Annotated in this window: 15 protein-coding genes; 2 read left to right on the forward strand and 13 right to left on the reverse strand. The window is 60.2% G+C overall.

Annotated features, from left to right (window positions below; genetic code table 11):
- Positions 1 to 22: 22 nt before the first annotated feature.
- From CKW26_RS14545 to CKW26_RS14585, 9 genes are all read right to left on the reverse strand, one after another.
- Positions 23 to 787 (reverse strand): ABC transporter ATP-binding protein, encoded by a 765-nt coding sequence (locus tag CKW26_RS14545; RefSeq protein WP_095049113.1) that lies wholly within the window; start codon positions 785 to 787, stop codon positions 23 to 25.
- A 13-nt stretch (positions 788 to 800) separates the two neighbouring features.
- A complete protein-coding gene (locus CKW26_RS14550) occupies positions 801 to 1,919 on the reverse strand; it encodes a succinylglutamate desuccinylase/aspartoacylase family protein (RefSeq protein ID WP_095049114.1) in 1,119 nt (372 codons plus the stop codon).
- Positions 1,920 to 1,947: 28 nt separating this feature from the next.
- The gene (locus CKW26_RS14555; protein WP_016986412.1) at positions 1,948 to 2,658 is read right to left on the reverse strand and encodes an ABC transporter permease; all 711 of its coding nucleotides are present in this window, start codon (positions 2,656 to 2,658) and stop codon (positions 1,948 to 1,950) included.
- The gene (locus CKW26_RS14560; protein WP_095049115.1) at positions 2,655 to 3,383 is read right to left on the reverse strand and encodes an ABC transporter permease; all 729 of its coding nucleotides are present in this window, start codon (positions 3,381 to 3,383) and stop codon (positions 2,655 to 2,657) included. Before CKW26_RS14560 ends, CKW26_RS14555 begins: the two co-directional genes overlap by 4 nt.
- 56 nt (positions 3,384 to 3,439) lie before the next feature.
- Positions 3,440 to 4,222 (reverse strand): transporter substrate-binding domain-containing protein, encoded by a 783-nt coding sequence (locus CKW26_RS14565; RefSeq protein WP_007918608.1) that lies wholly within the window; start codon positions 4,220 to 4,222, stop codon positions 3,440 to 3,442.
- Between the two features lie 351 nt (positions 4,223 to 4,573).
- Positions 4,574 to 6,262, reverse strand: a complete 1,689-nt coding sequence (locus CKW26_RS14570) for an ATP-dependent DNA ligase (protein WP_095049116.1) — start codon at positions 6,260 to 6,262, stop codon at positions 4,574 to 4,576.
- Entirely contained in the window at positions 6,259 to 7,293 is a 1,035-nt protein-coding gene (locus CKW26_RS14575; protein ID WP_095049117.1) for a ligase-associated DNA damage response exonuclease, read from the reverse strand. Before CKW26_RS14575 ends, CKW26_RS14570 begins: the two co-directional genes overlap by 4 nt.
- Positions 7,294 to 7,926: 633 nt before the next feature.
- The gene (locus tag CKW26_RS14580; protein WP_095049118.1) at positions 7,927 to 10,377 is read right to left on the reverse strand and encodes a penicillin acylase family protein; all 2,451 of its coding nucleotides are present in this window, start codon (positions 10,375 to 10,377) and stop codon (positions 7,927 to 7,929) included.
- Between the two features lie 191 nt (positions 10,378 to 10,568).
- The gene (locus tag CKW26_RS14585; RefSeq protein WP_095049119.1) at positions 10,569 to 11,213 is read right to left on the reverse strand and encodes a glutathione binding-like protein; all 645 of its coding nucleotides are present in this window, start codon (positions 11,211 to 11,213) and stop codon (positions 10,569 to 10,571) included.
- A 145-nt stretch (positions 11,214 to 11,358) separates the two neighbouring features.
- Between CKW26_RS14585 and CKW26_RS14590 the strand changes: the two genes are divergently transcribed.
- Positions 11,359 to 11,916, forward strand: a complete 558-nt coding sequence (locus CKW26_RS14590; protein ID WP_095049311.1) for a cysteine hydrolase family protein — start codon at positions 11,359 to 11,361, stop codon at positions 11,914 to 11,916.
- A 271-nt stretch (positions 11,917 to 12,187) separates the two neighbouring features.
- On the opposite strand, the gene CKW26_RS14595 is transcribed toward CKW26_RS14590, so the two are convergent.
- The 4 genes from CKW26_RS14595 to CKW26_RS14610 all read right to left on the reverse strand — a co-directional run bounded on the left by CKW26_RS14595 (position 12,188) and on the right by CKW26_RS14610 (position 13,976).
- Entirely contained in the window at positions 12,188 to 12,391 is a 204-nt protein-coding gene (locus CKW26_RS14595; protein ID WP_034154967.1) for an SEC-C metal-binding domain-containing protein, read from the reverse strand.
- Complete coding sequence (locus tag CKW26_RS14600) at positions 12,388 to 12,882, reverse strand: LEA type 2 family protein (RefSeq protein ID WP_095049120.1); 495 nt, start codon at positions 12,880 to 12,882, stop codon at positions 12,388 to 12,390. Before CKW26_RS14600 ends, CKW26_RS14595 begins: the two co-directional genes overlap by 4 nt.
- Before the next feature lie 115 nt (positions 12,883 to 12,997).
- Positions 12,998 to 13,474, reverse strand: a complete 477-nt coding sequence (locus CKW26_RS14605; protein ID WP_095049121.1) for a YchJ family protein — start codon at positions 13,472 to 13,474, stop codon at positions 12,998 to 13,000.
- A gap of 4 nt (positions 13,475 to 13,478) precedes the next feature.
- On the reverse strand, positions 13,479 to 13,976 hold the full coding sequence (locus CKW26_RS14610) for a DUF6231 family protein (protein WP_095049122.1): 498 nt from the start codon (positions 13,974 to 13,976) through the stop codon (positions 13,479 to 13,481).
- Positions 13,977 to 14,175: 199 nt separating this feature from the next.
- Between CKW26_RS14610 and CKW26_RS14615 the strand changes: the two genes are divergently transcribed.
- Entirely contained in the window at positions 14,176 to 14,871 is a 696-nt protein-coding gene (locus CKW26_RS14615) for an OmpA family protein (protein WP_007918596.1), read from the forward strand.
- The last annotated feature ends 2 nt before the right edge of the window (positions 14,872 to 14,873 follow it).

The following is a 14,873-nucleotide window of genomic DNA, read 5'->3' on the forward strand; positions in this document are numbered from 1 at the left end:
AGCTCCTACAGGGGAACGTGGGCTACTTGAGGTTACCGCTGAGGAATTGCTTGAGGCGTTCGCTTTTCGGGTTGCCGAGCACTTCTTCGGGGGCGCCTTCTTCTTCCACCAAGCCTTGGTGCAGGAACAACACCTGGCTGGAAACCTTACGAGCGAAGCTCATTTCGTGGGTCACCATGATCATGGTCCGACCTTCTTCAGCCAGCCCCTGAATCACCTTCAACACTTCCCCCACCAATTCCGGATCGAGCGCCGAGGTCGGTTCATCAAACAGCATTACCTCCGGTTCCATCGCCAGCGCCCGGGCAATCGCCACGCGCTGTTGCTGACCGCCTGAGAGAAACGCCGGATATTGATCGGCCACTCGTGCCGGCAGGCCAACCTTGTCCAGATAACGCCGCGCACGTTCGTCGGCTTCCTGTTTGCTGCAACCCAGCACCCGGCGCGGGGCCATGGTGATGTTTTCCAGCACGGTCATGTGGCTCCACAGGTTGAAGTGCTGGAACACCATCGCCAACCGCGTGCGCAGGCGTTGCAGTTCATCGGCGTCGGCGACGTGCATGCCGTGGCGGTCGGTGACCATGCGGATCGCCTGGCCATCGAGGCTCATGGCGCCATCGTTAGGTTGTTCGAGAAAGTTGATGCAGCGCAAAAAGGTGCTTTTGCCCGAGCCGCTGGCGCCGATCAGGCTGATCACGTCGCCGGTCTTGGCCTTGAGCGAAACGCCTTTGAGCACCTGATGGTCGCCATAGCTTTTGTGCAGGCCTTCAACGGTCAGTTTGTACATGGGACAGACATCCTCAAGGCGAAAGTAGGTAGCCGCTGCGATAGGCTTCAGCGCCCGCGACGTGGGCGATGACCATGCCGGCAGTGGCCATGCGTCGCAGCGAGCGGGCGTACATCACGCCGGCGCTGGTGCAATGAACGGGGGTGACCCGGTCGTGGATCGGGTCGATGATTTCGGCGATCTGCTGCCCGGCTTCGAGGTATTGCCCCGCCGTGGCGGTATACACCAGCAGGCCGCCGACCGGGGTGGTCACCGGTTCCACACCGGCCAGCGGCGTGGCGGGGAACGGCAGCGGTGGTTGCGGTTTGGTCTCGCCGACGATCGCATCGGACTGGATCAGATAATCGATCAGTGCCTGGCAGTCGCGGCTGGCGAGCGGATGAGTAACGTCACCCTGGCCGCGCAACTCGACGGTCACGGAGAAACTGCCCAGCGGAATCTCGAAGTGTTCGCCGAAGCGCTCTTTCAATTGCCACCACAGCAGCGTGAAGCATTCGTCGAACGACTGACCGCCGGAGTCAGTGGCCAGCAGGCTCGCCTGGGCTTCGATATAGCGCGCCAGCGGTTCGACCTGCGGCCACGCTTCGGGCGTGGTGTAAAGGTGCACTACCGATTCGAAATCACAGTGCAAGTCGAGCACCATGTCCGCGTCGCAGGCCAGCCGTTGCAGGGTCAGACGCTGGGATTGCAGTTGCGTGCTGGCGGTCTGGCGGGCGAGGGCGTCGCGCAGATGTGTGCGGATCAGTTCGAGGTTGTGTTGCGGATCGTCGTTCAGCTTGCCTTCGATGGCGTTGCCGATCTCTTCACTGAGATCGACGAACCAGCGGTTGAAGTTCTGCCCGCTCTCCAGTTCGTAGCGGCCCAGCGGCACGTCCATCAGCACTTGTTCGAGGCCGACCGGGTTGGCCACCGGCACCAACACGATTTGGCTGCGCAGGCGCCCGGCGGCTTCCAGCTCCGCCAGACGCTGCTTGAGGTGCCAGGCCACGAGCATGCCGGGTAATTCATCGGCGTGCAGCGAGGACTGAATGTAGACCTTGCCTTTGGCCTGCTCCGGGCCGAAGTGGAAGCTGTGGATCTGTCGTGCGGTCCCCGGCAGCGGGGCCAGCAAGTCATGAATCAGGTGGCGCATTTTTTATCTCTTTATTCCTGAGATGGGCCTAGTGAGTCGGCCCGAGGAAGGCCAGCCATCGGCGTTCGGCAAGGCGGAACAGGCCGACCAGCGCAAAGGTGATGGTCAGGTAGATCAACGCGGCGATGCCGAACGACTGAAAGGTCAGGAAGGTCGCCGAGTTGGCGTCCCGCGCAACTTTCAGGATGTCGGGGATGGTCGCGGTGAAGGCCACGGTGGTGGAGTGCAGCATCAGGATCACTTCGTTGCTGTAATACGGCAACGAACGGCGCAGCGCCGACGGCATGATCACGTAGGCATACAGTTTCCAGCCAGTCAGCCCGTAAGCCTTGGCCGCCTCGACTTCACCGTGGTTCATGCTGCGGATCGCCCCGGCGAAAATTTCCGTGGTGTAGGCGCAAGTGTTCAGGGCAAAGGCGAGGATTGTGCAGTTCATCGCATCGCGAAAGAAACTGTCGAGCAGCGGCTGCGCACGCACGGCGGCCAAGCTGTAAATGCCGGTGTAGCAAATCAGCAACTGGATATACAGCGGCGTGCCACGGAACAGGTAGGTGTAGAACTGCACCGGCCAGCGAATGTAGAAGTGCGGCGAAACCCGCGCGATCGACAGCGGAATCGACACCAGGAAACCAATGAAGATCGAGGCGCTGAGCAGCCACAGCGTCATCGCCAGACCGGTGATGTTCTGGCCGTCGGTATAAAGGAAGGCGCGCCAGTATTCCTGCAGAAGTTCGATCATCGTACGGCCTCCCGGGCACCGGCGGCGTAGCGGCGTTCGAGCCAACGCAGGATGAAGTTCGAGGCACTGGTGATCAGCAGATAGATCAACGCGGCGAGAACCAGGAAGTAGAACAGTTGATAAGTGCTTTTACCGGCGTCCTGCGCGGCTTTGACCAGATCGGCCAAACCGATGATCGACACCAGCGCAGTGGCCTTGAGCATCACCATCCAGTTGTTGCCGATGCCCGGCAGGGCGAAACGCATCATTTGCGGGAACACCACAAAGCGAAAGCGCTGACCGCGTTTGAGACCGTATGCGGTGGCGGCTTCAACCTGACCGCGCGGCACGGCGAGGATCGCGCCACGGAAGGTTTCGGTGAAATACGCGCCATAGATAAAACCCAGGGTCAGCACCCCGGCGCTGAACGGGTCGATTTCGATGTATTCCCATTCCAGGTAATCGGTCAGGGACGTCAGCCAGGTTTGCAGGCTGTAGAAAATCAGCAGCATCAGCACCAGATCCGGCACCCCGCGAATCAGCGTGGTGTAGAGCTGGGCGGGCAGGCGCACCAGTTTGACTTTTGACAGCTTGGCACTGGCGCCGAGCAGGCCGAGCAAAACGGCCACCAGCAGCGACAACGCCGATAATTTGATGGTCATCCAGGTGCCTTCCAACAGCAACGGGCCAAAACCCTTGAGGCTGAAGGCTGCGAGCCCCAGATTTTGTAATAGGTTTTCGAACATAAATCAGCAACCTGAGCGGATGGAAAAGGCGCCCATCGAGGATGGGCGCCGGGGCATTATTTGCCGCTGTACAGATTCAGATCGCCAAAGTGTTTCTTTTGAATCTCGGCATATTTGCCGTCATCGTGTAACGCTTTGATACCTTTATCTAAAAGCGCTTTCAGCTCAGTGTTACCTTTCTTAATACCGACAGCGGTTTTGGCTGGCAGCAATTCGCTGTCGACTGGCTTGCTGACGTCATAGTCGGCGCCCTGTGGCGACTTCAAAAAGCCCAGTTCGGCTTGCAGCATGTCCTGAATGCCCGCATCGAGACGGCCGGAGGTCAGGTCGGAGTACACCTGATCCTGGTTCTGATAGGCCTGGGTTTTCACGCCGGCCTTGTCCAGCACGGCTTTGGCGTAGGCTTCCTGAATAGTGCCTTGCTCGTAACCGACGGTTTTACCTTTCAGCGACGCAACGTCGGCGGTGATGCCGGAGCCTTTCTTGAACACATAGGCGGTCGGGCCGGAGAACAGCTCGCTGGAGAAGTCGATGACTTTTTCCCGGGCCGGGGTCACGGTCATCGACGAGATCACACCGTCGAATTTGTTGGCCTTGAGGCCCGGAATCATGCCGTCGAAGTCACTTTCAACCCACTTGCACTTGACCTTGAGTTCGGCGCAGATCGCGTTGCCCAGGTCGATGTCGAAGCCCACCAGGCTGCCGTCGGCCGCTTTCGACTCGAACGGTGCGTACGAAGGGTCAACGCCAAAGCGCAGCTCTTTGTATTCCTTGGCCAGCGCGGAGCCAGCGGCCATGCACAACGCCAGTGCAGAAAGGGTCAGCAATGCTTTTTTCATTATTCAATCCCTAAGAACCAATATGAGCGCTTGTGGCGCAGAATTATTGTTACTGGAACGCGTACGACCTATAGAAAGTAGCAATTTCCGAACCAGAGTCCCGAACAAGTGTTTTAAAAGGTGAGGAGAGCTACAAGATCAATGGATGAATGCACGAAAACGGGCGCGGCAGAAAGCGTGCACTGATTTGTGGCTTGTCGGGGACAGTCAAGCAGATCGCTGATCGTTCCCACGCTCTGCGTGGTAATGCAGCCCGGGACGCTCCGCGTCCCCTCCAAGGCCGAACGCGGAGCGTCCGTTGAGGCATTCCCACGCGGAGCGTGGGAACGATCAATGTCCCGGGAAAAGGGGTCAGGCCAGCAGGTCTTGCAGGGTGGCGAGGCTATCCGCTTCATCCACGGTTTTATCCTGGCGCCAGCGCAGCATCCGCGGAAAACGTACCGCGATCCCGCTCTTGTGCCGCCGCGAAAGGGCAATGCCTTCGAAACCCAGTTCAAACACCAGGCTCGGTTTCACGCTGCTGACCGGGCCGAACTTTTCCACGGTGGTTTTGCGCACGATGCTATCGACTTTGCGCATTTCCTCATCGGTCAGCCCCGAATAGGCCTTGGCAAACGGCACCAGCGCACGCTGGCTCGACTCGGGCGGGCCGTCCCACACGGCAAAGGTGTAATCGCTGTACAGACTGGCCCGGCGACCGTGACCGCGCTGCGCGTAAATCAGCACCGCATCGACGCTGAACGGGTCGACTTTCCACTTCCACCACACGCCCATGTCTTTGGTGCGCCCGACGCCATATAACGCGTCGCGCGCCTTGAGCATCATGCCCTCGACACCCAGTCGCCGCGAGGCTTCGCGCTGGCGGGCGAGGTCGAGCCAGTCGCTGCCGGTCAGCAGCGGCGAGGGTAAAAGTACCGGACTGTTACTGCGGGCGATGACGTCTTCCAATTGCGCGCGGCGTTTGGCCTGCGGTTGATTGCGCCAGTCTTCGCCTTGCCATTCGAGCAGGTCGTAGGCGAGCACCACCACCGGCACGTCTTCGAGGATTTTCTTGTCGAGGGTCTTGCGGCCGATGCGTTGTTGCAACAGGGCGAAGGGCTGCACTGCCGGCGGTTCGGTCGATTGCGGATCAAAGGCGTCTTCGGTGCGCGGATGCGTGCTTTTCCACACGACGATTTCGCCGTCGATCACCGTGCCATCGGGCAAGCCGTGTACCAGGACCTCCAGTTCGGGAAAACGCTCGGTCACCAGTTCCTCGCCCCGCGACCAGATCCATAGTCGGCCCTCTCGCTTGACCACTTGTGCGCGGATGCCATCCCATTTCCATTCAATCTGCCAATCGCTGGCCGGGCCGATCAGCGCTTCAAATTCTTCCACCGGTTGCGACAAAGCGTGGGCCAGGAAGAACGGATACGGCTGACCACCCCGCTGGGCATGTTCATCGCTGGATTCAGGGGCAATCAGCTTCAGGTAACTGGCGGCGCTCGGCCGGTTGGACAGATCGGTGTAACCGACCAGACGCTGCGCCACGCGCTTGCTGTCCAGCCCGGCCATCGAGGCCAAGGCCCGGGTAACCAGCAATTTCGACACGCCAACGCGAAAACTGCCGGTGATCAATTTGATGCACAGCATCAGGCTTGATCGATCCAGTTGCGCCCACAGGGCCGGCAGTTGCCGGTTCAGATATTCCGGTGCTTCACCGCGCAGTGGCAGCAGTTTGTCCTCGATCCACTCGGCGAGGCCGGCGTCGGAGGTGTGCGGGTTTTCTGCGAGTACCAGCGAAATGGTTTCCGCCAGGTCACCGACGGCTTGATAGCTTTCCTCGAACAACCACGGTTCCAGGCCGGAGATCTCGACGGCGAGTTCACGCAGAATTCTCACCGGCACCAGTTGCCGGGGCCGGCCACCGGAGAGAAAGTACACCGCCCACGCGGCGTCGTGCGGTTCGGCCTGGGCGAAGTAGGCTTGCATCGCCGCCAGTTTGGCGTTGCTCGAGGTGGTCGCGTCGAGCTCGGTGTACAACTCGGCGAATGCTTTCATGCTGGCATCTCGGCGATGGTCGGTTCGGTGGCGATGTGTTCTTCTTCGTCATCGCCGTATTCGGTGTTGAAACCCTGGGCATCCAGACCCTGTTCGCGCAGATGCCGCACCAGCACGCCGATTGAACCGTGGGTGACCATCACCCGCTCTGCGCCGGTTTGCTCAATGGCCCAGAGCAGGCCGGGCCAGTCGGCGTGATCGGAGAGCACGAAACCGCGATCGACGCCGCGCCGCCGTCGGGTGCCACGCAAACGCATCCAGCCGCTGGCAAATGCGTCGCTGTACTCGCCAAAACGGCGCATCCAACTGCTGCCACCGGCCGAAGGCGGGGCGATGACCAGAGCCTGGCGCATGATCGGGTCGCTTTTTTTTACGTCCCCGGCGTAGATCGTCGGCGGCAAATACACGCCGGCCTCGCGGTAGACCCGATTCAGCGGTTCGACCGCACCGTGGCTGAGGATCGGGCCGAGGCTTTCGTCGATGCCGTGGAGTATCCGTTGAGCCTTGCCGAACGAGTAACAGAACAACACGCTGGCCTTGCCGGCCGCGATGTTCGCAGCCCACCACTGGTTGATCTCGCTGAACACCTGCGCCTGTGGCTGCCAGCGATAAATCGGCAGGCCGAAGGTCGATTCGGTGATGAAGGTGTGGCAGCGCACCGGTTCGAACGGGGCGCAGGTGCCGTCCGGTTCGATCTTGTAGTCGCCGGACGCGACCCAGACTTCGCCACCGTATTCCAGACGCACTTGTGCAGAACCGAGCACGTGGCCGGCGGGGTGAAAGCTCAGGGTGACACCGTGGTGTGTCAGACGCTGGCCGTAGGCGAGGGTTTGCAGGTTGATGTCCTGCCCCAGACGCGCGCGCAAAATCCCTTCGCTGGCGCTGCTGGCCAGATAATGTTGGTTACCGGTACGGGCATGATCGCCGTGGGCATGGGTAATGACCGAGCGCTCGACGGGGCGCCACGGGTCTATGTAGAAATCTCCGGCAGGGCAGTACAAACCCTCGGGGCGGGCGATAACAAGGTCCATGTCCTTACCAGAATGGGGGGCTTGTTAGCTATGAGGTTGGCGCTGGGCTGGAAGTTCTATCGACTTTGAAGAGCAGCCCTCACCCCAGCCCTCTCCCGGAGGGAGAGGGGGCCGACCGCGGTGTCTGGGAGAGCTACGCCGACGTGAAATACCGAGTCGAACACAGATTCTGGACCAGATCAAAAGCCCCTCACCCCAGCCCTCTCCCAGAGGGAGAGGGGGCCGACCGCGGTGTCTGGGAGAGCTACGCCGACGTGAAATACCGAGTCGAACACAGATTCTGGACCAGATCAAAAGCCCCTCACCCCAGCCCTCTCCCGGAGGGAGAGGGGGCCGACTGAGGTGTCTGGGAGAGCTACGCCGACGTGAAATACCGAGTCGAACACAGATTCTGGACCAGATCAAAAGCCCCTCACCCCAGCCCTCTCCCGGAGGGAGAGGGGGCCGACTGAGGTGTCTGGCCAGCTACATCGACCTGAAAGACCGAGTCGATTACGGATTCGGCAAGGCACGAACCGAGTTGATTCTGGATTCGGCAGTGCACGTTCAGGTCGGCGTATGACTCAAGCATCCCCCAATCAGTCCCCTATCCCTCCGGGAGAGGGTTAGGGTGAGGGGCTTTTGATGTACAGCTTATTTGCCGGGAGTAAGCGTCAGGCGGGCCTTGCCATACACCCGATCAAAGTTCTGCGGCTGCATCGGCAAGCCGATGTACTGCCCCTTCAACCACGCATCGATGCCATTGAGGTAGTTCGGACTCACCGGATTACCCGACTGCCCCGTACCGTTCTGGCCCATCAGCGGTTCGGCTTGGCCGAAGTCGACGATGAAACGCATCGACGGTGCGCGCGTCGTGGTGAAATCCTGGCCCCAGGCGAACGCCGACGTGTTCAACGTCGTGTGATCGCCACCGGCCGCCAGTGGTCCGCGCACGGTCTGGCCATTGCTGTTCTTCCAGGCATAACTGTGCAGCTTGCCCCACTGCCAGGCCCGGTGATCGCCGCCCAACTGACTCTCGCCAGCGCTGATCGCCGCCGCGAAGCTACGGGCAAGAATCATCGCTTTGTCTTCTTTCTGCGGTGTACGAATGTCGTCCCAGAACGGACTGTCTTCGCGCCCCAACAGATGGTCAGCCTGCGCCGCGTAAGACAGATCACCATTGGCGATAAACGCCTTCCACGCAGGACTCGATTCCGGACCGAGCTCATCGAGGAAGATCTGTTTCATGCTTTCTTGCAGGAACAGCTCATAGATCGCCGCATCCGCCGAGGTCGGGCTGAGCTTGCCGTCGAACGCCATCAACCGCGTGAACGCTTCGCGCGCCTTGCTGCGATCCGCTTCCGGCAGGGCATCGATCGCCTGTTTCAGCGGCTGCTTCATGCCCGGTGCTTCGAAGACTTTCTTCAACTTGGCGGCGAAGGTGGTGGTCTGGTCGTACTGCATGGCGATCACGCTGCGGCTGTCGTGCTTGCTGCTGCCGGCCAGTTCCGCCAGACGCTCGCCACGTTCCGGCGCCGCCCAAGAGTTCGACAGTTGCATGCCATAACCGTGAGGAATCACACGCTGGTTGGCGGTGCCGAGCCAGCCTTGCGCCGGATCCTGATCGTACGGATGCAGCATCGGGTCGGCGTAACCGTCCCAATCGTAGCGACCTTCCCAGCCCGGCGACGGCAGCAAGCCTTCGCCTTCTCGGCGGTTGGGGAAACGCCCGGTGACCTGCCAACCGATGTTGCTCGCATCGGCGAACACCAGGTTCAGGGCGATGGCGCGGATCTCGCGGCTCGCGTCGGAAGCGCGTTCAACGGTTTGTGCACGGGTCAGATCAAAAAACGCATCCAGCGACTTGTCATCAGTGAAGCTCGGGGTCTGCAAGGCCAGGCCGAAACCGCTGCCTTGCGCGGCCGCCTGAGCACTGTTGAGCAATGCACCGTGGCGGGTTTCGTACACCGCTTCGCGAATCGGCCGTTGGCCTTTGACGAAGTAGGTTTCGTTGCGCACGCCCAGCGGCTGCCATTTGCCATTGACCTCGTAGGTCAGGCTGCTGCCCTGGCGGCGAATTTTTTCCAGAAACAGATCCTGGTTGTCGCCGAGCACGCTGGTCATGCTCCACGCGACTTTGCCGTTGAAACCGCCGAGGACCATCGGCAGACCGGCAACGGTGACACCGGCGGCCTGATATTTCGGTGCGCGGATCTGCACAAAGCTCCACAGCGACGGCGCAGCCAGCGGCCCATGGGCGTCGCTGGCCAGCAGGCTCTTGCCGCTGCGGCTGCGTTGCGGGGCGATCGCCCAGTTGTTCGAAGACGGGGTGCCGAGCAGGTTCAGCGCGGACAGTTGCTGGCTGGCGTTGCTCAGTTCGGTCAGGCCGGGGATCTGCCCGTTGAGCTTGAGCCCTTGCAGCTTGTCGGCCTCGGCCAGTGGCAGGTTTTCGTCAGGCGCGGACGGCGTCAGCCAGGCGAGTTTGTCGGTGGTGACGGTTTGCGCCAGCACCAGCGAGGAAATTTCTTCCGGCAGGTTGGCCGACTGGCTGAAATTCAGCAGGGCGAAAATCAGCGCCGAGTCTTCCGGCTTCCAGTATTCCGGCTTGTAACCACTGGAGGCGAGGTCGCCCGGCAGCTTGTCGGCGTAGCGGAACAGGTAGGCGTTGACGCCTCGTGCATAGACTTCGAAGAAGCGCTTGAGGCGTGGCGACGAAGCCTTGTACAGCTCGCCAGCGCTTTTCTTCAGATTGACCGCGCGCATGTAGCGGTCGGCATCGAGCATCGACGCGCCGGACATTTCCGCCAGGCGGCCCTGCGCCAACAGGCGCAAGGTGACCATTTGATTGATGCGATCGCTGGCGTGGACGTAACCGAGGCTGAACAGTGCGTCATGGAACGTGTTGCTCTCGATCAGCGGCATGCCCATGGCATTGCGACGTACCGACACGTTCTGCGCCAGCCCCTTGAGCGGTTGCACGCCGGAAGTCGGGGGGAGGGTGTCCTGAGCATTCCAGGTCTGGCAACCGGACAGGCCCAAAACACCGGCCACTGCTGCGGCAACGCCGAACCGGGGAAGAAAATGTGTGAGGGCTGGCGAGGCCATGGCAAAGCTCCTGCGGGGGGTAGCGTCAGTAAAGGCGCTACGTTAGTGAGCAGGAGGTGGCCGCGCAAGCGGGGGCGGGGGTTATTTGCGTATTTCTGTCGAATGGAAAAGATCTCAGCCTGCGGCAGCTCCTACATAAGCATGCATTCCCCTGTAGGAGCTGCCGAAGGCTGCGATCTCTTGCCGTTCAATCAAGCCTTCGGTGGATTGATTTTCTGCACCAACGCGTAGGCCTTCAACGTCGCCGTGCGATCTTTGATGTGGTTGAACCAGCGCTGCACATGCGGGAAGTCTTCAAGGTTCTGGCTTTGCCATTTGTGCGAGACGATCCACGGGTAGATCGCCATGTCGGCAATGCTGTATTCGCTGCCGGCGACGAATTCGTTATCAGCCAGTTGCTTGTTCAATACGCCATACAACCGCGCGGTCTCGTCGATGTAGCGCTTGATCGCGTAGGGGATTTTCTCCGGCGCGAACTGGCTGAAGTGGTGATTCTGCCCGGCCATCGGCCCCAGTCCGCCCATTTGCCAGAACAGCCATTGCAGCGCCGTTTGCCGACCGCGCAGGTCTTGGGGCAGAAACTTCCCGGTCTTCTCCGCCAGATACAAAAGAATCGCCCCGGATTCGAACAGCGACAACGGTTCGCCGCCATCGGCCGGTTCATGATCGACGATGGCCGGGATGCGGTTGTTCGGGGCGATTTTCAGAAAGTGTGGCTGAAACTGCTCACCCTGACCGATGTTGATCGGGTGCACGTTGTACGGCAGGCCGGCTTCTTCGAGGAACAGAGAGATCTTGTGGCCGTTGGGGGTGGTCCAGTAATACAGGTCGATCATGGAGAGCTCCAAAGCAGAAATGGACTTGCGTGCGGACAGCAAACGCCGGCGTCAGGTCGTCCCGTGTGCGTTCGATAGCTTGCTTAGTAGGAAGAGGTGATGCTGAACTGCGCAGAATTCAATGACCCGCGTGAGAAAAATCGCCATGGAGCTTCAGGCCAACGCTGCACTGATCATCATCGACCAGCAAAAAGGCATCCTGCAGCCGCGTTTGGGTCGAAGGAATAATCTTCAGGCGGAAGAGCGAATCCTTGATCTGCTGGGGCTGTGGCGGCGTAGCACAAGGCCGGTGATTCATGTGCAACATCTGTCCCGTGAGCCGGAATCGGTGTTTTGGCCGGAGCAGGAAGGGGTGGAGTTTCAGGAGAGGTTTTTGCCGCAGGACGGCGAATGGCTGATTCAGAAACAGGTGCCGGATGCGTTTTGTGCCACGGGATTAGAGGCGCGGTTGCGCGAGGCGGGGATCGGGCAATTGGTTATCGTCGGCGTGGCGACGAACAACTCAGTGGAGTCAACGGCGCGTACGGCGGGCAATCTTGGCTTTGCTGCGTGGGTAGCGGAGGATGCCTGTTTCACCTTCGACAAGGCTGATTATTTCGGCACATTGCGTACGGCTGAAGAGGTACACGGGATGTCGCTGGGGAATTTGCAGGGGGAGTATGCGACGGTAGTCAGTTCTGCACAGATTCTGGTGGCCGGCTGAAAAACTTCACCGTATGTGCCGGCCCCTTCGCGAGCAGGCTCGCTCCCACAGGGGATTGCATTGCAACTGAAGAAACCCGCTCACCTGTAGGAGTGAGCCTGCTCGCGATAACGGTCTGTCAGACGCCAACGATGTTGCATGTGCCGGCCCCTTCGCGAGCAGGCTCACTCCTACAGGGATTGCATTCCAACTGGAGGAACTCGAATGACTGTGGGAGCGAGCTTGCTCGCGAAGGCGGCAGGTCAGGCGAAGAGGGTCTTCGCCCCGGGCATCACGCGCCGTGGCACTTCTTGAATTTCTTGCCGTTGCCGCATGGGCACGGGTCGTTGCGGCCGACGTCTTTCAGGGCGTTGCGCACCGGTTCCTGGTGGGCGTGGCCGCAGTTCGGGCCGTGCACGTGGCCATGGTCATGTTCGTGATGATGGTCATGATCGTGGTTGCAGTCAGGGCCATGGACATGAGGTTGCTGGGTCATCGGTGTTGCTCCGGAATTAAATCGGCGGGGATTATCACGCCATTGCGCTCAAGGTGCACGTAGTGGGCGATGAATAAACCGGTTTCCATCTCACCCTGCAAGCGATAGGGAATCTGTTGATTCGAGCTTTTCAGCATTTTCACCACATCTTTTACCCGGGGCCACAGGTTGGTGCGGATCGGCACTTTGAAGTAAGCACTGCGTTTTGGTCCGACCGTAAACCAGTGTTCATGCTCACCCTCGGCCAGCAGGATGTCGGCCAGATGAATACGGTATTCGAGGCCGCGCACGGTCAGGTCGCTATCGTTGGGGTTATCGACGCGAAAGTGCAGGATGAATTTCTGTTCGAGCAGTTTGGCGCGCACCACTTCAACTTTCACCAGATGCACGGCGGGGTCGACGCTGTCATCGTTGAACCACGATGCGCAACCGCCGAGGTTCAGGATCAGCATCAAAAACAGAAAATGTAGTGTGCGCCAGCGACCGAGCATGGTTTTACTCCCTTTGCTGGCAGTCTAGCCGCTAAAAGATCGCAGCCTTCGGCAGCGCCTACAGGGGAAACGAAAATCCTGTGTAGGAGCTGCCGCAGGCTGCGATCTTTTGATCTTAAGCGCCGAAATATCCCGCACAGCACTTCTTGAACTTCTGCCCACTGGCGCACGGGCAACTGTCATTGCGCCCCAGCTTCAACTGCACCGTCGGATCAATGAAGTACCAGTGCCCGGCGTTCTGCACGAACGACGAACGCTCGCGATGGCTATGCTCGCCCTGACCGTCATGCCAGCGCGCGGTGAAGGTGACGAAAGCGTGTTCCGGCTGGCCGCCGAAGACTTCCGAGCTCTCGACTTCAAGGCCGAGCCAGGTGCTCTGCGCACTCCAGTCGGTGATCGATTGGCGATTGAGGCCCGCTTGCTGGGCGGGCAGGGTGGTCGCCACCAGATAGTCGATCAGCCCCAGCACATAGGCGCTGTAGCGCGAACGCATCAGCGCTTCGGCGCACGGTGCCGGATGGCCGTCGTGATAATGGCCGCAGCAGGCCTCCAGCAGATTGCCGCTGCCGCACGGGCAAATGGCTGTACTCATTGCATTACCACCAGTATTTCCCGAAGTTTTCCGGATTGGCCCAGAACCGTGAGTTGAGCCAGTCGGGGACTTGTTTGTATTCAAGCAGATCATAGGTGAACAGGGTCAGCACTTGATCGTCGCGTTGAAAACATTCACTGGCTTGCAGCGCCAGTGAATAGAAGTCGGTTTCCTGCCAGCCGCTGGCCGCCAGATCCGCCAGCACGGCGATGCGGCTAGCGTTGAGATTGCGAATCCCGCCCAACAAGTTGAGGCCATCGCGTTTGGGCAAATGTTCCAGGCAATCGACCACCAGCGCCAGATCGAAACGCTGTGCCGCCAGTTCAGCAGGCAACGCCCCCGGCGCGGCGTGGGCCACGACGGTGTCTGGATGTGCCTCTTTAAAGACGCTCAGGGCTGGAAATTCGCTGGCGCCGATCAGCAACAGCCGCGCCGGGGCGTAGCGATCCAGCAAAACGGCCAATGCCTGTTGCGGCGTACGGGAAGAAATGGCGACGTTCATCGAAGCTCCTCAATCAGACCGCCAAGACTAGCCTGCCTGACGGTGGCGGCAAAGCGCCCTGTTCCGCCCGTTTCGGGTAAATGTGCCGAAGTCCTGTGAACAGGCTCGCAAACAGCGGTGGCCTATTGCTGGCGGAGATTAAAACTCCGGTCTTTACTCCCTGAATCGGTTCTAAGCCGATCCCTCAGGAGAAAACCAGATGAGCATAGTTCGGACAGCGTTACCTTTGATTCTGCTAACCAGTGTGTTGACTGGTTGCGCAGGTTTGCAGAAAACCGACTGGCCGACCTGTGCGGCGGTCGGTGGTGTCGTCGGTGCCGGTCTCGGCGCGACCGAAAGTTCGGCATGGGCCGGCTACGGTGCGTTGCTGGTCGGTGGCACGGCAGCGGCCTATTGCTGGGTTCACGGCGATGGCGACGAAGACGGCGATGGCGTGCCGGACAGTCGCGACAAGTGCCCGGGCACGCCTAAAGGCGTACAGGTCGATGCTGACGGTTGCCCTCCACCAGCGCCTGCACCCGTGGTCGAAGAAGCTGTAGTGGTCAAGGAAGAAACCATTGTTATCCGTGATGTGCACTTCCAGTTCGACAAAGCCACGCTGACCGGCCCTGACAAGCAAGTGCTCGACAAGGTCGCCACCCGCCTGAAACAGGAATCCTCGACGGCGCAACTGACCGTGACCGGGCATACCGACAGCGTGGGCAGCGATGCCTACAACAAAAAACTGTCGGATCGTCGTGCGCACTCGGTGGTGGATTACCTGATCCAGCAAGGTGTGCCACGCGCCAGCTTCGTTTCGGTGTCCGGTCTGGGTGAAAGCCAGCCTGTTGCCGACAACAAAACCGCTGACGGTCGCGCGCAAAACCGTCGTACCGAAATCAAAATCCAGCGTTAAGC

Source organism: Pseudomonas sp. Irchel s3h9, assembly GCF_900187475.1.
Taxonomy (GTDB): Bacteria; Pseudomonadota; Gammaproteobacteria; order Pseudomonadales; family Pseudomonadaceae; genus Aquipseudomonas; species Aquipseudomonas neuropathica.